This is a genomic window from Carnobacterium sp. FSL E2-0243 (assembly GCF_038003605.1).
In the GTDB taxonomy this organism is placed as follows: domain Bacteria; phylum Bacillota; class Bacilli; order Lactobacillales; family Carnobacteriaceae; genus Carnobacterium; species Carnobacterium maltaromaticum.
The window spans coordinates 1,305,037-1,323,666 of the sequence record NZ_JBBOPM010000001.1; the positions used below are offsets into that span (position 1 = coordinate 1,305,037).

The window sequence follows — 18,630 nt, forward strand, 5'->3', positions numbered from 1 at the left end:
TCCTCCTATCTAATAAACTTATCAGTCAATTCAAACGATAATTTGGTATAATAAATGAAACGCTTCTCAAATGAATAAAATAACTTCAATTAAAAAAGAGAATAGTTTATTTTAAGGAAGCAATATAAATAGTTAATTTAAAAATAATTACATTTTGCAGTAGAGTTAAGAAGCAATATTGTTTTTTTAATGAGTATAAATTTAGGAATAAGAAAGGAAAAGCAATGAAAGATTATCAATTTATCAAAGATTATAAAGAACAAGAAAACTATCGAAATTCTTTTAACCAACTTGTAGAACGAACATACGGCTTTAATTTTGAGGCTTGGTATCAACTTGGAGCATGGAACGAAAACTATCAATGTTATTCTTACCTCGCTAAAAATGAAGTTATCGCGAATGTTTCCATCAACCATATGCAAATACGTTATCAAGGTGAGAGCTATCCAATGATTCAAATTGGCACAGTCATGACGCATCCAGACTATCAAAATCAAGGGTTAATTCGTGAATTAATAAAAAAAATTGAAGCAGATTACCAAGATAAAATGGGAGGATTTTACTTATTTGCAAATGAACAAGTCTTAGATTTTTATCCAAAATTTGGCTATAAAAAGCAAATTGAAAGTTGTTATACTCTAAATTATCAGTCGGAAAAGAAAATAAATTCAAGTTCAGTAGAAAAAGTAGACAGTCAAAATCAAGCACATCATCAGCTTATCCAAAGGTTAATAGCTAATAGAGTATCTATAAATCAAGAGTTCCAAATTTTAACTATGGAGCATCTAGAATGGTTTTATTATCATACAGCATTAGCAGATGCTATTTATTATCTACCTTCTTTAGATAGTATTATTTTAGCAAGCTGTGAAGCAGGTAAATTGGATATTTTTGATATTCTGACGACTGGAAAACTTAAACTAGATGAGTTTTTACACGAAATTGAACAAGAATTTACATTTGAAAAAGTAGAATTTCATTTTATGCCAGATGAAGATTGGATGGATAAAATTGATGTAACACCATCCGTTGATAATGATGATACTTTATTTGTTAAACCGCTTCAAATGAACTGGCCGAGTCAGTTTAAATTTCCTCAAATTTCTCATGCGTAATGTCAATTTAAGTAAGAAATGAATGAAGTAAATTGTAACTGAACTTTCTTTTGTAAGTTTTGGGGGTTCTTGTTTTACGAGAGCTTTAAAATAGTGTAATCTAATGTAGAGGACTGCTTCAATAGAGTCACTAAAGAAGAGACTGGTGAACTAGATTTCAATCAGGCTTACCTTTATAAAAAGGTGTTTTTTTGAGAACTGTAGTATTTTGTCAGAGGGGGTAATACTATGTTATGGGTCAAAGAATCAATTGCTGAGATCGTGAAAAAATTAGGTTCAAATGAAGTCAAAGGCATGGATGATGCAAGTATTTTGGAAAAACAAAAGAAATATGGTACAAATGAATTTGAGGAAGGCAAAAAGGAGACTACTTTAGAAAAGGTAGGACATCACTTAGCTGAAATCACAACAATTATTTTGTTAGTTGCTGCAGCTATTTCAGCGTATTTAGCTTTAACAACCGGGTATGGTTGGGCTAAAGTAATTGTTATTTTAGCTATTGTGGTTTTAAATATAGTTCTAGGGATTTATCAGGAAAATAGTGCGGAAAAGGCACTAGATGCTCTGAAAAATATGAATGCTCATTTAACTACAGTGATTCGAAGTGGTGTCAGAAAACCGATTGACGCCAAAGAATTAGTACCAGGTGATATTATTGAGTTGCAAGCAGGAGATTTAGTCCCAGCAGATGCACGAATTATTGAAAGTAGCAGTTTACAAGTAGAAGAATCCGCTTTGACAGGCGAAAGTTTACCTGTTGAAAAAGACGGAAATTTGACTATAACGGAAGATGTACCTTTAGGAGATCGCTTAAATATGGTTTATTCGGGTTGTTTAGTGACCAATGGACGTGCAAAAGCGATAGTAGTTGAAACAGGTATGGACACCGAAATGGGGAAAATTGCCAGTTTAATCAACAATACAACTAAGTTAAAAACACCCTTACAAATCCGCTTAAAAGAATTAGCTAAACGTTTAAGTTTAGTAGCTATAGTTGCTGGAATTTTAATTTTCGGAATTGGTGTTTTGATTCATGGTGAAACAATGATTGAGATGTTGATGGTAGCTATTTCGTTATCAGTAGCAGCTGTTCCTGAAACATTACCAGTTATTGTAACACTGACACTAACGTATGGTGTTAAGAATATGGTCAAGAAGAATACGATTATTCGCCGTATTCCTGCTGTAGAAACAATTGGAAACACCTCTGTCATCTGTTCAGATAAGACAGGGACGCTAACACAAAATAAAATGCAAGTTCAAAAAATTTGGGCAGCTAATGCGTTGCCTAAATCAGTTAATGAACTTTTCACAAATGAAGAAAATCAATTATTAGAGTTGTTGAGTATTTCGAACAATGCGACAGTTGAATTGATTGAGGAAAAGGAACAAATTATGGGCGATCCAACGGAGTCGGCTATTATCGGCTTACTACAAGCAAAAGGCATTACCAAAGCGAGTTTGGAAGAAAAGTACCCCCGTGTTTTTGAATTGCCATTTGATTCAGAGCGTAAATTGATGACGACTATTCATAAAACTGATAATGGATATATAGCAATTACCAAAGGAGCCTTTGATCGAATTCCAGTAACCTTTAGCCCTGAATTATTAAATGAAGCTAAACGGGTTCATGATGAGTTTGCTGAAGATGCACTGCGAGTTATTTCAGCTGCGTTTCAAACATTTGATACAATGCCAACAGAATTAACCGCAGAAGCTTTAGAGCATGATTTAATCTTTCTAGGTATGGTTGGAATGATTGATCCACCACGACCAGAAAGTCGTCCTGCCGTATTAGCAGCTAAAAAAGCTGGGATTAAGACAGTCATGATTACTGGGGATCATATTGTGACTGCATCAGCTATTGCAAAAGAAATTGGCATCTTAGAAGAAGGCGATTTAGCTATTACTGGGCAAGATTTGGATAAGATGAACCAAGCTGAATTAGAAGCAAAAGTTCGAGATGTTTCCGTTTATGCTCGTGTCAGTCCTGAAGATAAAATTAGAATCGTTCAAGCTTGGCAAGCCAATGGTGAAATTGTTGCAATGACAGGTGATGGAGTCAATGATGCGCCTGCATTGAAAGCGGCAGATGTTGGGATTGCAATGGGAATTACAGGTACAGATGTTTCTAAAAATGCTGCGGATATGATTTTAACGGATGATAATTTCGCTACAATTGTTGATGCAGTTGCAGAAGGACGAACAGCTTATGAAAATATTCGTAAAACTATTTATTTCTTATTAAGTACGAATTTTTCACAAATATTCATCATGTTAATCGCGGTAATTTTAGGCTGGGGAGTTCCAGTTGTAGCCGTACAATTATTATTAATTAACGTTGTTTCAGATGGTATTCCAGGATTTTGGTTAAGCCTTGAAAAACCAGATGCTGATATTATGAATAGAAAACCGATTCGTAAAGATGCTGGTATTTTCGCAAATGGTTTAGGCAAGAAAGTTGGAACGCAAGCTGTAGTCTTTACAATTGTAACCTTGATTGGTTTTTATATTGGTCAATTTGTGACGGTTAGTAGCAGTATTGGGGCAAGTTATGAAGTAGGAATGACGATGTCATTTGTGATTTTAGCATGGTCATCAGTTGCGCATATCTTCAATGTCCGAAGTGATAAATCCATTTTTAAAGTGGGTATTTTATCTAATCCTAGACTGTTTTATAGTGCACTTGGATCAATGTTAATTATTTTAGGTTTAGCTTTAATTCCTAGTTTAGCAACGATTTTCTTTTTAGTGCCAATGAGCTTAACGCACTGGATTATTTCTTTTGTGTTAGCCATGTCACCTCTTGTATTCGTTGAAATTCAAAAAAACTTTTTTACAAAAAAATAATAAAGAAAAAGTTGCCTTCAAATTAGGGGCAACTTTTTTGATTTAATTGAAGTTTATCAATGGATACATACGATTGCTTTTAATTTTTTTGCATATTTAGTAAAAATTAAATCACGACAAAATAGAGTGGCCATGCTAAAATTTAAGTTAATAAGAATTTAGTTGAGTGTGTATTTAACAAGGAATAAAGCAAAATATAATGAAAAATTGAGGAGTTAAAAATTTATGAAAATTGAAGAAAATTGGGCAGATGTTTTTATCTATATCATTGAATTTAAACCATTAAGTAATTTTAGAGAATTAAAAAAAATTACCCGCACAATTGTAATCGAAGAGGAACTATCGATTGAAGAAGTCAAAGAATTATTTTTAAAAAAAGTTTCTGGAATAGATACAATTACTTTTATTGATTTCTTAGATGACGGGTGGCATTTAAAGAAAAAAAGTGGCTCTAAAGAAATGTTATTAACAGAGTAAGCTGATTTTAGTCTGAAATAAACGAGCATTTTTATGTTTTTTTTTTTGAAAATCGTGTACACTATAGGAAATGAAAGCGATTGATTAAAAAATGGATGGAGTGGTTACGATGTTACAACAATATAAACGAATTTTAGTCGCTGTAGATGGATCTGATGAATCGGAAGCAGCTTTTAGAAAAGCTGTCCATGTTGCAAATCGGAACCAGTCAAGTCTATTTTTACTACATGTAATTGATACAATGTCCTTTCAAAGTGTCTCAGGGTATGAAGGTTTAATTACTGAAAATGTCACAGATCAAGTGAAAGAAACGCTAGAAGAATACAAAAAATATGCTGAATTACAAGGGGTTGAAGAGTTTCAGTATTTAATTGAGTATGGTTCCCCTAAAATTTTGATTGCGAAAGATGTTCCAAAAGAATATCAAGTTGATTTGATTATGCTAGGTGCGACTGGTTTAAATGCAGTTGAACGCTTATTTGTGGGATCTGTTTCACGCTATGTTATTCAAAATGCAAGTTGTGATGTATTAGTTGTTCGGACAGATTTAGAAAATCAACCGATTCAATTTTAAAAAATCCGACAGTTAAAAAAAGAACAGATGCCGATTTATATTCCGGCATTTGTTCTTTTTATGTTGAAGAGAAAAAGGTTTCAGTGGGTTTTATGAATCATCTAGTGTACACTTAGCCTATAAAAAGATTTTAGCAAGAATGGAGTGAACTGAAATGGAACAGGAATACAAACATATTTTGGTAGCGATTGATGGTTCGACTGAATCTGAGTTAGCTTTTCAAAAAGCTGTTCAGGTTGCAATCCGTAATGAGGCAACTTTGTTATTAGTTCAGGTTATTGACCCAATTGCTTTTCAAAGTTTTTCAGGATCAGAGGAATTAATGAATGAACAAGTGATTGTTCAAATTAGTGAGCAAGTTAAAAGAAATATGGAAGATTATCTCAAGACAGCTAAAGAGTTAGGTGTTAAAAATGTAAGTTATACAATTGAGTATGGCTCACCTAAAAGAATCATAGCCAAAGATCTAGCTGAGGAAAAGAAAATTGATTTAATTATGATCGGTGCTACAGGTTTAAATGCATTAGAGCGATTTTTTATGGGATCCGTTTCAAGTTATGTGATTCGTGAGGCCAGTTGTGATGTATTAGTTGTTCGAAAGAATAGTGAAAATAAGGTATAAGTAAAAAAAGTCGTTTTATCCATGTTATGTTACTGGATAAAGCGACTTTTTCTAATGAATTCAGTCTTTTTTTAGTTGATTTCCAACTGCTTTAGCAAGGTATTCAATCGTATAAAGGGCGGGAAGTTGAGAGGTAATATCAGCAGTGTTTTTTACTTCTCTCGTAATATAATAAGGAATATTTACATCTGAAAGTTGTGCGACGGTAGATTTTGAGCTGTTTGTAATTGATAAAACGGAACTTTTACTAAAATTAAGATGGCTAATATAATGAATAATCTCGGGAGTTTCACCGTTAACTGATAAAGCTACAATACAAACTTTATCGGATAAGGAAGACGATAAAAAGTCAACAGGGTGATTGGTTGGATCCTCGATATGCAAGGCCATATTGAAAATAGATGAAAAGTAGAGTGCACCATACAAAGCCATTACGTTAGAAGAGCCTTCTCCAATAAATAAAATTAATTCTTTATCTTTAAGTAAATCAACGGCTTCTTTAATTTTACTTTGATAAAAAGGTTCGGTTGTTCGTTGTAAAAAATCAATATAACTCGTTTCATCGCTAATTTTTGAAGACGTTTTAAGTTGTTTTTGTTCTTTTAAATAGAGTTGCAACTTAATTCTAAACTCTGAAAAACCAGTACATTCAAATTGTTTGCAAAAACGTAAAATACTAGTGGTACTAGTATGGGTAGCTTCTGCTAATTCGCGGATTTTCATTTTTGTAACAGCCTCAGAATGTTCAGAAATATATTTATATAAAGTTAAATCTAATGAAGTTAGGTCGGGTGTTTTATCAAGAAATAACATACTTTTAAGCCTCCGATATAGGGATTAGTATCTTCTTTATTACAATACACTCTTTAAAAGTTGATGTCTAGCTGAATAGACAAATTTAAGGTTGTTTTAAATTGTTTGAGTAACGACTTGTTACTTATATGTAACGAGTTTTTAATGACTAAGATAAGTTCCAATCACTTAGAAAGCCCTTTATTTTTGTTGAAATCAAGGTATACTTAGGGAGAAGTAAAGAACTTAGAGACAATGTCTGGAGGAATTTATAATGAAAAAAGGCTTAAAAATTGTTACAATTGGCGGCGGTTCAAGTTACACCCCTGAATTAGTTGAAGGATTTATTAAACGTTATGAAGAATTGCCATTAACTGAATTGTGGTTAGTTGATGTAGAAGCAGGAGAAGAAAAACAAAGTATCGTTGGTGAAATGGCAAAAAGAATGTTTAAAGCAGCTGGGATTGACTGTGAAGTTCATTTAACATTAGATCGTAAGTCAGCTTTAAAAGATGCTGATTTTGTGACAACTCAATTACGGGTTGGTCAACTAGATGCACGTATTTTAGATGAACGAATTCCATTAAGTCATGGCATGATCGGCCAAGAAACGAATGGAGCTGGTGGGATATTTAAAGCACTTAGAACAGTTCCTGTTATTCTTGATATTGTTGAAGATATGAAAGTGCTTTGTCCTAATGCTTGGTTAGTCAACTTTGCAAATCCTGCAGGTATGGTTACAGAAGCTGTGTTGCGTTATGGAAAATGGGATAAAGTTGTCGGTTTATGTAACATTCCTGTCAATGCTGAAGTTGAAGAAGCTGAAATTCTAGGGCGTAAACAAGAAGAGTTGTTCTTCCAATTTGCTGGAATTAATCATTTACATTGGCATACAGTAGTTGATAATCAAGGCAACGATTTAACGGATGAATTGATTGCGAAAATGTATGGAAAAGATGCAGATGGTAAGAGTATTGTAGCAAATATTAAAGATAATAATTTGATTTTTGAACAAGTAGAGAACTTACACATGGTGCCATGTCCTTACCATATGTATTATTATATGACAGATGAAATGTTGAAAGATGAATTAGAAGATTTTAAAAATAATGGAACACGTGCAGAAAAAGTTAAAGCAATTGAAAAAGAGCTATTTGAACTGTATAAAGATCCTGAATTAGACCACAAACCGCAACAATTGGCAGAACGTGGTGGAGCAAGATATAGTGATGCTGCATGTAACATTATCAATTCTATCTACAATGACAAACGTTTAATTATGACAGTCAGTACTAAAAATAATGGGACTGTTACTGATTTACCAGCTGATTCTGCTGTAGAAGTAACCTGTATGATTACTGGAAATGGTCCTGTTCCGTTCCAATTTGGCGGATTTGCACCAGCAGAACGTGGTTTATTGCAATTAATGAAAGCTATGGAAGAATTAACAATTGAAGCAGCCGTTACTGGAGACTATGGTACACTGTTACAAGCCTTTACAACGAATCCACTTATAACTAGTGGAAACGAAGGCAAACAGGTGATGGATGAATTGTTAGAGGCTCATAAACAATATTTACCACAATTTAACTAAATTTAAGATAGAGGTAACCTGAGAATTAATTCTTAGGTTGCTTTTTTATTATGGTTCTTGCTGCTTTATCATGGTTCTTGTTGCTTTAGCAACTTAGAAACATGATACACATCCATCGAAGATGGACTGTGATCCTAAAATGTTGGTATACAGAGGTTCTTGTTGCTTTAGCAACTTAGAAACATGATACACATCCATCGAAGATGGACTGTGATCCTAAAATGTTGGTATACAGAGGTTCTTGTTGCTTTAGCAACTTAGAAACATGATACACATCCATCAAAGATGGACTGTGATCCATAAATATTGGTTTACGATTAATACTCAGACTTAAGGCGGATGTCAGATTTCTGATTAAAGAGTAAACTAATAAAAAGAATTTAGCAGTCAGATTCTTTTAGTAGGAGGTAGTTGGAATGGCAATTCAAGCTTTAACTGAGAATAAAGTATTAAGCCTTTTAGATTGGGCATATGGCAAAATAATAGATGGAAGTATGCCAGGCATGACTTCGGCAGAATCATTGGCACAAGATTATTTAACGAAGCATAAAACGGTAAAGAAAAGCGCTCAAGCTTTAATCAGAATGCAAAATGGTAAAAGTATGACAACTGGATTTGTAACAAATTTAGGCGGTTTGCTGACTTTACCAGTCGCTATGCCTGCAAATATATCCGCAGTATTGTTGATTCAATTACAAATGATAGCTGCGTTCGCTGTTATGGGCGGCTATGATTTGAAATCTGATCAAGTTCGGACGTTTGTTTATCTATGTTTAGTCGGTACAAGTATGGCAGAAGTAGTCAAATCAACAGGGATTCGCGTTGGGAATCAAGCGGCTATGATGGGTATTCAGAAAATTCCATCTGCAGTTTTATTAAAATTAAATCAGAAAATTGGTTTTACTTTAGTAGTAAAATTTGGAGAAAAAGGCGCTGTCAGTTTGGCTAAATTAGTTCCTTTGGCAGGCGGTGTAATTGGTGGAACAATCGACGGTGTTTCAACAAACTTAATTGGAAAAAATGCTATTCGCATGTTTATTCAGGAATAGAGAGGTTAGAATTCGTTTAGTACTAAACGAATTCTAGCTTTTTTTTGGTTAGCTTATAGGAGTAAATTTTTAAGACAGAAAAAATTGAGTTGAAAAGTGTCCAAAACTAAAGCGGATAGCCTGTTGTTTTTCGCCAAATAAGCGACCTTCTGCTACAAAAATTCCTTCATTTAACAAGTCTTGAAGCAACTGAGAAAATTGCGCAGTTGAATAGTTAGGAAAATAGGTATAAAGATGGTACCCACCTTTAGCAGGTTGAAAACGAATTTCCTCCCCAAAGCGTCCCGTCAGCCATTCTTCTAAATCATGAGCACGCATTTTAAGCGTTTGTTTTAAGTGTTCTTGTTGAGTAGGTTGATCATTTTTTAAAAAGCTATCGGCTAAAAGTTGTGGCAGTGCGCTTAATCCAGAATCAATTTGACTTCTAATTTTTGCTAATTGCTTTAGAATCGTGCTAGGTCCAACCATCCAGCCAATCCGAATATCTTGCCCGACTAATTTTGATAAGGAACCAACATATAAGACTTGTTGGTCTTGATCGATTTTTTTGATTGGACTTGTATCAACAGTGGGTGAAAAAGCTAACCCACCATAGGCATCATCTTCAATAATTAAAATACGTTTTAATTTACAATAATCCAACAACTTTTTTTTGCGTTCGTAACTCATAACTGAGCCGGTTGGGTTTTGAAAAATAGGATTTAAGAAAATCATTTTAAGTGGAAAGTTTAAGTTTAATTCTTCTAAACGATTTAAAAGAAGACCATCATTATCGATTGGCAGTGGAATAAGCCGAACGCCAGCTGCTTGAAATAGTTTTAATGAATAAAAATAAGAAGGAGCTTCGATACCCACTGTATCGCCAGGTTTTAGTAATCCTTGTGTAATTAAAAATAAAGCTTGTTGCGTTCCAGATGTGACTAAAATTTCAGACAAAGGAACTGTTAAATGATAGGTTTTTTTTAAGTAACTTTGGATGCTTTTTCTAAGAGAAGTTAAGCCTAACTCATTTGAATAAAGCTCTTTTTCTTCTTGAATAAGCTGACTCCAAGAAAGTTCAGGTGTTTTCAAGGCCGGTAATAAATCTGTTGGTAGATCGCCATTGCCTAAATCTAGATAAGAACTAGAAATTTGTGTGTGCTTTATCTGTTCTACTTGCTTTTGATAAAAAGAGCTTTCCATATCTCCTAGCGGACTAACAGTTGCTTGCCAATTAATGATAGGCTGTGTTTTTAAGCCCCATTTTTCAGCATTTATATAGGTTCCACTGCCTTTTTTTCGAATGAGAATGCCTCGATCACTTAATTCATCAAATGCTCGAATAACTGTGGAACGGTTTACTTGTAAGAGTTGAGCCAATTTTCTTTCAGAAGGCAACAGGCTTCCTGCTACTAACTCTCCATTTTTAATCCCATCCTGAATTAAGAGCATGATTTTTTGATAAAGAGGAATTTTTTTAGATTGATAAAGACTTAAGTCCCACATAGAATCACCCGCCTATTTCTAATTTTAGGATAAGTATAGCATAAAATTAGAATTGGATGGGTAAAAAACAATCCAATTGGGTGTAGAGGTTTATAAAAGAATTGCTTATGATAAAAGGAAGATTAAAGGAGGCTGTATATGATGGAAGAAAAAGTTATTGGAAGTCAACTAGTTAAAAGAGGGATGGCGCAAATGCAAAAAGGTGGCGTAATAATGGATGTCATCAACGCCGAGCAAGCAAAAATTGCTGAGGCAGCAGGAGCTGTAGCTGTCATGGCATTAGAAAGAGTTCCATCAGATATTCGTGCAGCAGGTGGAGTAGCTCGAATGGCAGATCCAACTATTGTTGAAGAGGTGATGGCAGCTGTAAGTATTCCAGTAATGGCTAAAGCGAGAATTGGACATATTGCCGAGGCTCGGATTTTAGAAGCTATGGGAGTGGATTACATTGATGAAAGTGAAGTATTAACTCCAGCGGATGAAGAGTTTCATTTACTAAAATCTAGTTATACGGTTCCTTTTGTTTGCGGGTGTCGTGATTTAGGAGAGGCATTGCGTCGCATTGGGGAAGGTGCGTCAATGGTTCGTACAAAAGGAGAACCTGGAACTGGAAATATTGTCGAAGCTGTTAGACATATGCGCAAAGTCAATCAACAAATTCGTAGTTTAAGTGGCAAAAATGAAGATGAATTAATGACCTTCGCTAAAGACATTGGTGCTCCATATGAATTGATTAAAGAAGTGAAACAATTAGGCAAGTTACCAGTAGTTAATTTTGCAGCTGGAGGTGTTGCTACGCCAGCAGATGCAGCATTAATGATGAGTCTAGGTGCAGATGGTATTTTTGTGGGGTCGGGTATTTTTAAAGCGGAGCACCCAGAAAAATTTGCGCGAGCTATTGTTGAAGCAACAACTCACTTTGAAGATTATGCATTATTAGCTGAGTTATCTAAAGGATTGGGAACACCTATGAAAGGGATTGATATCAGCCAAATTCCAGCAACGGAAAGAATGCAAGAAAGAGGTTGGTAAAATTGTTGAAAATTGGCATACTTGCATTTCAAGGAGCGATAACAGAGCATCAAAAAATGTTAGAGCAGTTGGGTGTAGAAGTTGTTCTTGTAAAAAAGCCAACTGACTTATATGATTTAGTGGGATTAATTATTCCAGGTGGGGAATCAACAGCGATTGGACGGTTACTAAGATCAAACCAAATGATTGAACCGATTAAACAATTTTCTAAAGAAGGAAAGTATATTTTTGGCACTTGTGCAGGATTAATATTGTGTGGCAAGAAGACTGAACAAACTCAATTCGATGAAGTTCGCTTAGGAATAATAGATATTGAGGCAGAGCGGAATGGATTTGGTCGTCAAAAAGATAGTTTTGAAACTCAAGTTTGGATGGAAAAAATAAAAACAGATATACCAGCTGTTTTTATTAGAGCACCTTATATTCGTTCAATGGGGGATAGTGTCACTGTTCTAGCAAGTTTCGAAGGGACTGTGGTTGCTGCTGAAAGCAAAACGGTTTTGGTTACTAGTTTTCATCCTGAATTAACGGATAATCTCCAAGTTATGAATTATTTTATAGAGAAGATACAATCGAACTAAATTAAGAATAGGGATCAAAATAATCCCTATTCTGATACATACATCACTTTTAAATTTAGACCTTGATTTAGCGGCTAAATTTGTTTTTTGCTTCGTAGTAAAATACAATAGAAATTGGTAGATTTAAATTGGCTGTTTTAGCTATTGGAGGAGAATATGAAAAATAAAAGTATTCAATTAGTAATAATTATTAGTTTAACCATAGGTTTAGCCTACTTTCTTAGCTCGTGGTCTCAGCAACTATTCTTTTTAATTAGTTTTGGAATTGAGTTGCTAGGTGTTTTTATAGGTCTGCGCTTGTTACTAGTAGACCAAAGAAGTACAAATTCTAAAGTAGCTTGGATTGCCATTATTTTTGTTATTCCTGTTTTTGGAGTGATTAGTTATCTATTTTTTGGTAGAAATCCACAAAATAGGATTTTTTCTACGAATCAAAATGTAGAACGTGCAAAATTGATTGAAAGAATTCATCAGGTATCTTGTGAATCTGAACCGAATGAAACGCCAAAATTATCTCAGCGGATTGAAGCTTTAACTGGCATTCATGCGATGAGAGGCAATCGTCTAACTTTGTTAACAGACGGTCAGGAAACATTTTCAGCGATACTAGAGGCTTTGCAAGGGGCTAAAGACCATATTCATATTCAATATTACATTTTTAAACAAGACACTATTTCCACTAAAATTCGGGATATCTTAGTTGAAAAAGCTAAGGAGGGTGTAACCGTTCGTTTTTTATATGATGGATTTGGTTCGAAGAAGCTAACCAAAGAATTTTTAGCTCCGTTAGTCGAGGCTGGGGTTCATTTATACGCATATGATCCTATTTATTCAATTTGGTTTGCTCGAACTGCTAATTTGAGAAATCATCGCAAAATAATTGTGGTTGATGGCGACATTGGTTTTACTGGCGGTTTAAATGTAGGCGATGAATATTTAGGTATTACCCAACGATTTCGCTTTTGGCGTGATACGCATTTGAAAATGGAAGGAAAAGGTGTACTGGAGCTTCAAGAAGCGTTCTTATATGATTGGGTTTATATGGAGAATCGAGAAAATGCAGCCTCTGAGTTTATAAGTGATGAAGGAGTTAAGCGTTATTTGAAATCAGACTCTGTTGGAAATGAGTGGATTCAAGTGGTTTATGGTGGTCCATATGATAAAGAAAAATTAATTCGTGATGCTTTGCTAGATTTAATTGACTCTGCAGATGAATCTGTATGGATTATGTCCCCATATTTAGTTCCCGATGAAGAATCATTGGCTGTTTTACGACGGGTGGCAATGAGTGGGATTAATGTAAAATTATTGATTCCAGGAAAAGCAGATATGTCTTTATCGTTTCATGGCAGTAACGCCTATATAAAAACCTTAACCGAAGCTGGTGCAGAGGTTTATAGTTATAGAAATGATTCATTTATTCATGGAAAACTATTGATTATCGATGGAAAACGAGCTGCAATTGGAACGGCGAATTTTGATGTTCGTAGTTTTCGCTTAAATCATGAATTAATGGTTTTTGTTTATGAGCCGTCTGAAGCCATTAATAAAATGAAAATGGATTTTGAAAATGATTTGAAAGAAAGTCAGCTAAATACAGTAGAAAGCTTAAATAATAAATCAAGAAGCCAAAAAATAAAAGAAACACTGGCTAGTTTATTTACGCCGATATTATAAGAAAAAGCCGCGGATGTAATGAAATCCGTGGCTTTTTCTTATGCATGGTCAATTAACTTTTTCAAATGGTTGGTTAAGCGATCCCAGTCACCTCTGGATGGTGTAGATGACCAAAGAAAGCAATTCAATGAATTCAGAGATTGAGTAGTCATTACATCTGTTAAAATTAAATCAATAGTAGCAGTATCCTCAAAGGAAGAAACAATTTCAATGTTAAAATTATAATAATCAATGAGATCTCGTTTGAGTTTACTTTCATAATGGCGTCCATTGTTTGATATAATCTGAATACGGATTTTTTTCTCATAGTGATTGCGATCTAAATAAGGCATTAGATGTGGAGCATACGAGGATAACAGAAATTCTTTTTGTTGAAAGATCTTCTTTAATTCATAGTCATCTTTAATCGTATCGAAAAAATCATCATAAAGTTTGCCAAGAGTGTCCTTGGCTTCTTGACTAGCAGGGATGATAGTACGAGAAATATGGTGAGTAGGTAAACCAATAAAAAAATAGGCATGTGTATGGATACTTGTCAGGTTAAATTGTAAAGTTGGATCTTGGAAATCAAAATCAATCGTTTTAACATTTTGATTAAAAGCATTTAGAAAAGCTTTTGTAGCTTGATAATAAATCGGATTTTGGATTTCATAGTTCATTAATAATTTTTTTATTATTTGGGTTGGCTGAGTAGCGGTTGGAATAATAGCCATCAAACTGAAAAGATGCTCAATTTCTCGTTCAAGCTGTTGTGGCGTTAATTCTAATTTGGCAAGCATTTTTTTATAAAGTGGAATCAGTTGATTATCAAAAGGTGCCAAAGCAGTTAAATTTTGGAAATGAATTTCTTCTTGAATTAAAAACCCTCTACTAATTCTGGAACGAGCAATAGCAATTCCATATGCAATCTGTTCTCGTTCAATTTGGTTGAATGGATGTTCAAAAAGTGTTTCAATTTCGAGAATCAATTCTAGTAATTCTTCTCGATTTGTTTCACTAAAAGGCCAGCCAATTCCTGAATATGAATTCCAAAAAAAGCATTGGGCATAGTAACGAATTTGTGTTTCCAAACCGTTTAAGGTAGGTGGATTGGCTGAGATTGAAAGATCATAAAACATTAATTCTTTTTTTAATAAATTGACTTCCTTATTCATTAAAGAATAGCTAATAAATTGCTTTTTTGCAAAGTGAGTAAAACTGACAATATCACCTAAAAAGAGATGATAAAAAAGTGAAAAACTAACCGATGTTTGCAAATAGTGAATTTTTATTTTTTGGCTATTAAAGTGAGGCTCTTTAGTTAAATAATAGCCTTTACTTGAACATTCAAGCGAAATTTCTGGAGTCCAAAGTAGAAGTTCATTCTTTAAATTTCTTATATCTGCTTGAACTGTTTTTTTTGAACAATTTAAGTAAGCAGCAACTTCATTTAATGACCAGTAACGATCTTCAGACAATAGTAATTGGACTAATTTTATTTTTCGTTTTGTATATTTATCTAGGAAGTCGTACATATTTTTTCTCCAGTCTTTGATTCTTTTCAACTACATTAGATTATATAAAACATTGGTTAGTAAAAGCAACTTATTTTTCTTTTTTATCGTTTAAATAAGGGGAAATGCATAATAAGCGTATTTTTAGATTGCGAGATTTCTGTTGTAAAGTAGTAAACTTAGTCAGAAGAAAATAAAATGTAAATTCATTATATTTTCTTTTTATTAGGAGAACGATTAGAATGAAGAGAATAGTTTGTGAATGCTATCAAATTTTTCTTGCCGGAGCTAATCGGCTCAACAAACTTTTTATCAGGCCAGTTCTTATGAGCCAGTCCTTCGGAAAAAAGATAAATTCCCAAAAAAGTAAAGAGCGACTTTTCTTGGAATTTCCTATTTTTCTGCCAGGCCTTAACGGCTCAACAAACTTTTTTATTAGGGAGTGTTATTATGAGATACATTAAGGAAAATAAAAAATTATTTTTAATTGGACTAATTACTATTATAACGATCCCATTAGGAATTGGCTTAATCAGCGATGCACCATTTTTTGATTTATTTGCTGGCGATACGAGCGATTGGATCGGGTTTTGGGGAAGCTATATTGGAGGCTTGATCAGCGTAATGGCTACTTTTTGGATTGCTTCATTTGTCTCAAAGGAAGAGTTTAAAAGGCAAACTGAAAATGAACGTCTCCAAGCAAAAGAAAACTTTCGTACAGAGTTACGAGTTGATGTGTTAAAGGACTTGTTAGCTAAAGTGAAAGAATTGGATTACCAATTGGAAATTACCTTTAAAATGATTCATAAGACGCAAAGTAATTTTCATGTGGAGGAGAATGCGGCAATTATACAGAGCTTATTCCATGAAAAAGTTGCTCCCCTTAATGAATATATTTTATTAGATTCTCAAATAATCAATGATCCACAGTTAACTGCTTATTTATCAAAAGAACTCTATAAGGTTGATCAATTATTTTTATTTGCGCAAGATTTATTATTGGATATTGCGGATGGTAAGAAGATAACTTCTATTGATGTGGCTAAAATGAAACATTTAAGTGAAGAAATGATTGTTGTTCCAATTAATGTGCAACAAGTGATTTACGCTAAAGTTTTTGAGCTGCTCGAGTAGAGCTTTACGTTAAAAAAACAAGCAATGATGGACTAGTATAGTCACTATCAAGGCTTGTTTTTTAGTTCGGAGCACATCTCAAAATATGCGGGATTTTCTTTTTTTTAATTCTTTGTTGAATAGCTAATTCAAAGGCAACTTGTCCTAGTAATTCTAATTGATGGTCCATTGAAGAGAGATCTAAAACTTTTCCAACTGGTAGGTATTCTTCACCAATCAGAACTAAATCGTTTGGAATACGTAAGCCTTTTTCTATAGCAACATGGTAAATACCTGCTGCAATTTCATCCCCGTTAGCATAAATAGCAGTCGGTGGATTTGCTTGATTTAAAAAATATTCTCCTGCCCGTAAACCATCCTCATAAGTAAAACAATTTGTTCGATAGTTTTTTTCTAATGGTGGAGCAAAAACCTGTTCGTAGGCTGCTAAGACAGATTTTGTACTGTTACTTTTTTCAGCTGATCGAACGCTAGTAAAGGCGACATTAGTATGACCACGTTTTTTTAAATAGTGAAAGACTTCCAAATAAGAACTGAGTCGATCAGTATAAGCTGCTGAAATAGTCTGTAAAGGTGTTTCTTCACATGTAACAATTGAGCCATATTTTGCATAGTCATTTAATACATCCCAAGAGTTGGCTTTAGATGTAATAATAATTCCATCTACTCGTTTATTTTTTAAAAGATTTAAGTGTTTGATTTCTTCATCTTTACTATAATTTGTTGGCAAAAGCATCAAGTTATATTTATGCTTAATCGCAGTAATTAGGATTCCTTGAATAATTTTATCAAATCCAGGATTATTGGCATAGGGGAGGATAATACCAATGGTTTTTGTTTTTCCTATACTAAGATTGACTGCATTTTGGTTAACAGTGTAGTCTAATTCTTTGATTATTTTTTGAATATGGGCTCTTTTTTCAGCCGATACATAAGGATGGTCGTTTAAAACACGAGAAACGGTACTAACTGAAAAACCAGATAGGCGCGCAATATCTCGGATGCTAGTCATAAAATGAATCCTCCTGCCTAAATTAAAGGTTTGTATTATTTATTTCATCTAATTTACTTTAGGAATCTGTCGAAGCCAGTTTTACTAGTTAATCAGCCAAGGGCAATTTAAAATAGTGTTTATCTAATTCCATTCTGACTGTTTTGTTGGGATCGACAATTTGGCAAATGCGCAAATCACCTGCTAGACTCAATAATAAAATCGCATCAGCTGAAGAAAGTTGACTCTTTTCTTGAAGTAAGGAAACCATTTTTTTTGTGGCATCAACAGAAGCTTCATCTAATGTAGGGAAACTAGAAAGTGTCATTATTTTTTCTGAATTTACTAATAGTGGTGTAGGTAAAGAGCTGTTTTTCAAAATGTGCACTTCAATTGTTACAAGACTTGCAACTTCTGCTCCACAAACGGCAACTTCTCCATCGCCCATTGCGGCGTGAACATCTCCAAGGGCTAATAGAGCACCTTTAGTATGAACTGGTAAGTATAAATCTGCACCTTCAGTAATTTCTTTACAATCCATGTTGCCACCATGAGCATCTGGTGTGCCGCAAGAAATAGCTTCATCTTTAGGAGCTGTTCCAATAACGCCAATCATTTTGTTTACTTTTACTTTTAATGTAGAAGTTAATTGAACAAAATCATTTTTTATGGGACATTTTTTTATCGTAGTCTGAGTTAATTCAGAACCTAAAACCCCCATATCTGGTCCGGTTATCATTGTCGCCATAGAATCTAACTCGATTTTTTTAATTTTGACTTTCAATACATCTCCTGGTTCAGCGCCTTTCACAAATATTGGACCAGTTGCTGGGTTGATTTGGTCCCAGTTTAACCCAGAAAAAGCGTAATTAGCTGAATCAATTTGATCAGTAAAGCAGTCTGCAGTTTCAACTTGAATAGTTGCTCCGTTTTCCACGATTAATGCAGGTGGATGCTCCTTAGAAAAATTATAAATAACCTGTTGCTTATTTAATCTGATTGCCATCATCTATTCCCCCTTGATTTTAAATCATTTTACCATAAAAATTAAGCGTTTACTATTTCGAGTCAGTAATATTTGTCGTAGAGATGACACTGAAATAACAAATTGTTACAATAGGAATTATGTTATACTTTGATTAAAGACAAAACGTTATGGAAACA

The 18,630-nt window shown here is 34.0% G+C and carries 16 protein-coding genes; 11 read left to right on the forward strand and 5 right to left on the reverse strand.

Annotated features, from left to right (window positions below):
- The first annotated feature begins 224 nt into the window (after positions 1 to 224).
- The 5 genes from MHI00_RS06100 (at position 225) to MHI00_RS06120 (ending at position 5,638) form a co-directional block, all read left to right on the forward strand.
- On the forward strand, positions 225 to 1,115 hold the full coding sequence (locus MHI00_RS06100; RefSeq protein WP_341112001.1) for a GNAT family N-acetyltransferase: 891 nt from the start codon (positions 225 to 227) through the stop codon (positions 1,113 to 1,115).
- A gap of 228 nt (positions 1,116 to 1,343) precedes the next feature.
- Complete coding sequence (locus MHI00_RS06105) at positions 1,344 to 3,965, forward strand: cation-translocating P-type ATPase (RefSeq protein WP_341112004.1); 2,622 nt, start codon at positions 1,344 to 1,346, stop codon at positions 3,963 to 3,965.
- Positions 3,966 to 4,190: 225 nt separating this feature from the next.
- Positions 4,191 to 4,442 (forward strand): hypothetical protein, encoded by a 252-nt coding sequence (locus MHI00_RS06110; RefSeq protein ID WP_229251406.1) that lies wholly within the window; start codon positions 4,191 to 4,193, stop codon positions 4,440 to 4,442.
- A gap of 109 nt (positions 4,443 to 4,551) precedes the next feature.
- Positions 4,552 to 5,016, forward strand: coding sequence for a universal stress protein (locus tag MHI00_RS06115; RefSeq protein WP_010050794.1), 465 nt, complete (start codon positions 4,552 to 4,554; stop codon positions 5,014 to 5,016).
- A 154-nt stretch (positions 5,017 to 5,170) separates the two neighbouring features.
- A complete protein-coding gene (locus MHI00_RS06120; RefSeq protein ID WP_119906498.1) occupies positions 5,171 to 5,638 on the forward strand; it encodes a universal stress protein in 468 nt (155 codons plus the stop codon).
- Positions 5,639 to 5,698: 60 nt separating this feature from the next.
- On the opposite strand, the gene MHI00_RS06125 is transcribed toward MHI00_RS06120, so the two are convergent.
- Positions 5,699 to 6,451, reverse strand: a complete 753-nt coding sequence (locus MHI00_RS06125) for a MurR/RpiR family transcriptional regulator (protein ID WP_010050799.1) — start codon at positions 6,449 to 6,451, stop codon at positions 5,699 to 5,701.
- 253 nt (positions 6,452 to 6,704) lie between these two features.
- On the opposite strand from MHI00_RS06125, the gene MHI00_RS06130 reads away from it, so the two are divergent.
- Together MHI00_RS06130 and MHI00_RS06135 are read left to right on the forward strand one after the other, a co-directional pair.
- Positions 6,705 to 8,024, forward strand: coding sequence for a 6-phospho-beta-glucosidase (locus MHI00_RS06130; RefSeq protein WP_057000745.1), 1,320 nt, complete (start codon positions 6,705 to 6,707; stop codon positions 8,022 to 8,024).
- A 416-nt stretch (positions 8,025 to 8,440) separates the two neighbouring features.
- Entirely contained in the window at positions 8,441 to 9,073 is a 633-nt protein-coding gene (locus tag MHI00_RS06135) for an EcsC family protein (protein WP_287430572.1), read from the forward strand.
- Positions 9,074 to 9,142: 69 nt separating this feature from the next.
- On the opposite strand, the gene MHI00_RS06140 is transcribed toward MHI00_RS06135, so the two are convergent.
- Positions 9,143 to 10,558 (reverse strand): aminotransferase-like domain-containing protein, encoded by a 1,416-nt coding sequence (locus MHI00_RS06140; protein ID WP_332489717.1) that lies wholly within the window; start codon positions 10,556 to 10,558, stop codon positions 9,143 to 9,145.
- Positions 10,559 to 10,699: 141 nt separating this feature from the next.
- Here MHI00_RS06140 and pdxS point away from each other — a divergent pair, with 141 nt between their 5' ends.
- The 3 genes from pdxS (at position 10,700) to cls (ending at position 13,848) form a co-directional block, all read left to right on the forward strand.
- Entirely contained in the window at positions 10,700 to 11,590 is an 891-nt protein-coding gene (gene pdxS / locus MHI00_RS06145; RefSeq protein WP_016356514.1) for a pyridoxal 5'-phosphate synthase lyase subunit PdxS, read from the forward strand.
- Positions 11,591 to 11,595: 5 nt separating this feature from the next.
- The gene (gene pdxT, locus MHI00_RS06150; protein WP_197537123.1) at positions 11,596 to 12,171 is read left to right on the forward strand and encodes a pyridoxal 5'-phosphate synthase glutaminase subunit PdxT; all 576 of its coding nucleotides are present in this window, start codon (positions 11,596 to 11,598) and stop codon (positions 12,169 to 12,171) included.
- A gap of 156 nt (positions 12,172 to 12,327) precedes the next feature.
- Positions 12,328 to 13,848, forward strand: a complete 1,521-nt coding sequence (gene cls, locus MHI00_RS06155; RefSeq protein ID WP_332489719.1) for a cardiolipin synthase — start codon at positions 12,328 to 12,330, stop codon at positions 13,846 to 13,848.
- Between the two features lie 38 nt (positions 13,849 to 13,886).
- Here the strand turns inward: cls and MHI00_RS06160 are convergent, their stop codons facing one another.
- A complete protein-coding gene (locus MHI00_RS06160) occupies positions 13,887 to 15,362 on the reverse strand; it encodes a helix-turn-helix domain-containing protein (RefSeq protein WP_317913349.1) in 1,476 nt (491 codons plus the stop codon).
- A gap of 429 nt (positions 15,363 to 15,791) precedes the next feature.
- On the opposite strand from MHI00_RS06160, the gene MHI00_RS06165 reads away from it, so the two are divergent.
- Complete coding sequence (locus MHI00_RS06165) at positions 15,792 to 16,475, forward strand: hypothetical protein (RefSeq protein WP_317913348.1); 684 nt, start codon at positions 15,792 to 15,794, stop codon at positions 16,473 to 16,475.
- 61 nt (positions 16,476 to 16,536) lie between these two features.
- Here the strand turns inward: MHI00_RS06165 and MHI00_RS06170 are convergent, their stop codons facing one another.
- Together MHI00_RS06170 and MHI00_RS06175 are read right to left on the reverse strand one after the other, a co-directional pair.
- Positions 16,537 to 17,487, reverse strand: coding sequence for a LacI family DNA-binding transcriptional regulator (locus tag MHI00_RS06170; RefSeq protein ID WP_341112026.1), 951 nt, complete (start codon positions 17,485 to 17,487; stop codon positions 16,537 to 16,539).
- A gap of 88 nt (positions 17,488 to 17,575) precedes the next feature.
- Positions 17,576 to 18,472, reverse strand: coding sequence for an acetamidase/formamidase family protein (locus tag MHI00_RS06175; RefSeq protein ID WP_341112028.1), 897 nt, complete (start codon positions 18,470 to 18,472; stop codon positions 17,576 to 17,578).
- Between the last annotated feature and the right edge of the window lie 158 nt (positions 18,473 to 18,630).

Bases quoted from the DNA above. Each gene is read 5' to 3' on its own strand.
- MHI00_RS06130 (WP_057000745.1), top strand. From the start codon at position 6,705: ATGAAAAAAGGCTTAAAAATTGTTACAATTGGCGGCGGTTCAAGTTAC.
- MHI00_RS06165 (WP_317913348.1), top strand. From the start codon at position 15,792: ATGAGATACATTAAGGAAAATAAAAAATTATTTTTAATTGGACTAATT.
- MHI00_RS06110 (WP_229251406.1), top strand. From the start codon at position 4,191: ATGAAAATTGAAGAAAATTGGGCAGATGTTTTTATCTATATCATTGAA.
- cls (WP_332489719.1), top strand. From the start codon at position 12,328: ATGAAAAATAAAAGTATTCAATTAGTAATAATTATTAGTTTAACCATA.
- MHI00_RS06105 (WP_341112004.1), top strand. From the start codon at position 1,344: ATGTTATGGGTCAAAGAATCAATTGCTGAGATCGTGAAAAAATTAGGT.
- MHI00_RS06135 (WP_287430572.1), top strand. From the start codon at position 8,441: ATGGCAATTCAAGCTTTAACTGAGAATAAAGTATTAAGCCTTTTAGAT.
- MHI00_RS06125 (WP_010050799.1), bottom strand. From the start codon at position 6,451: ATGTTATTTCTTGATAAAACACCCGACCTAACTTCATTAGATTTAACT.
- MHI00_RS06100 (WP_341112001.1), top strand. From the start codon at position 225: ATGAAAGATTATCAATTTATCAAAGATTATAAAGAACAAGAAAACTAT.
- MHI00_RS06120 (WP_119906498.1), top strand. From the start codon at position 5,171: ATGGAACAGGAATACAAACATATTTTGGTAGCGATTGATGGTTCGACT.
- MHI00_RS06160 (WP_317913349.1), bottom strand. From the start codon at position 15,362: ATGTACGACTTCCTAGATAAATATACAAAACGAAAAATAAAATTAGTC.
- pdxS (WP_016356514.1), top strand. From the start codon at position 10,700: ATGGAAGAAAAAGTTATTGGAAGTCAACTAGTTAAAAGAGGGATGGCG.
- MHI00_RS06115 (WP_010050794.1), top strand. From the start codon at position 4,552: ATGTTACAACAATATAAACGAATTTTAGTCGCTGTAGATGGATCTGAT.
- MHI00_RS06170 (WP_341112026.1), bottom strand. From the start codon at position 17,487: ATGACTAGCATCCGAGATATTGCGCGCCTATCTGGTTTTTCAGTTAGT.
- MHI00_RS06175 (WP_341112028.1), bottom strand. From the start codon at position 18,472: ATGGCAATCAGATTAAATAAGCAACAGGTTATTTATAATTTTTCTAAG.
- MHI00_RS06140 (WP_332489717.1), bottom strand. From the start codon at position 10,558: ATGTGGGACTTAAGTCTTTATCAATCTAAAAAAATTCCTCTTTATCAA.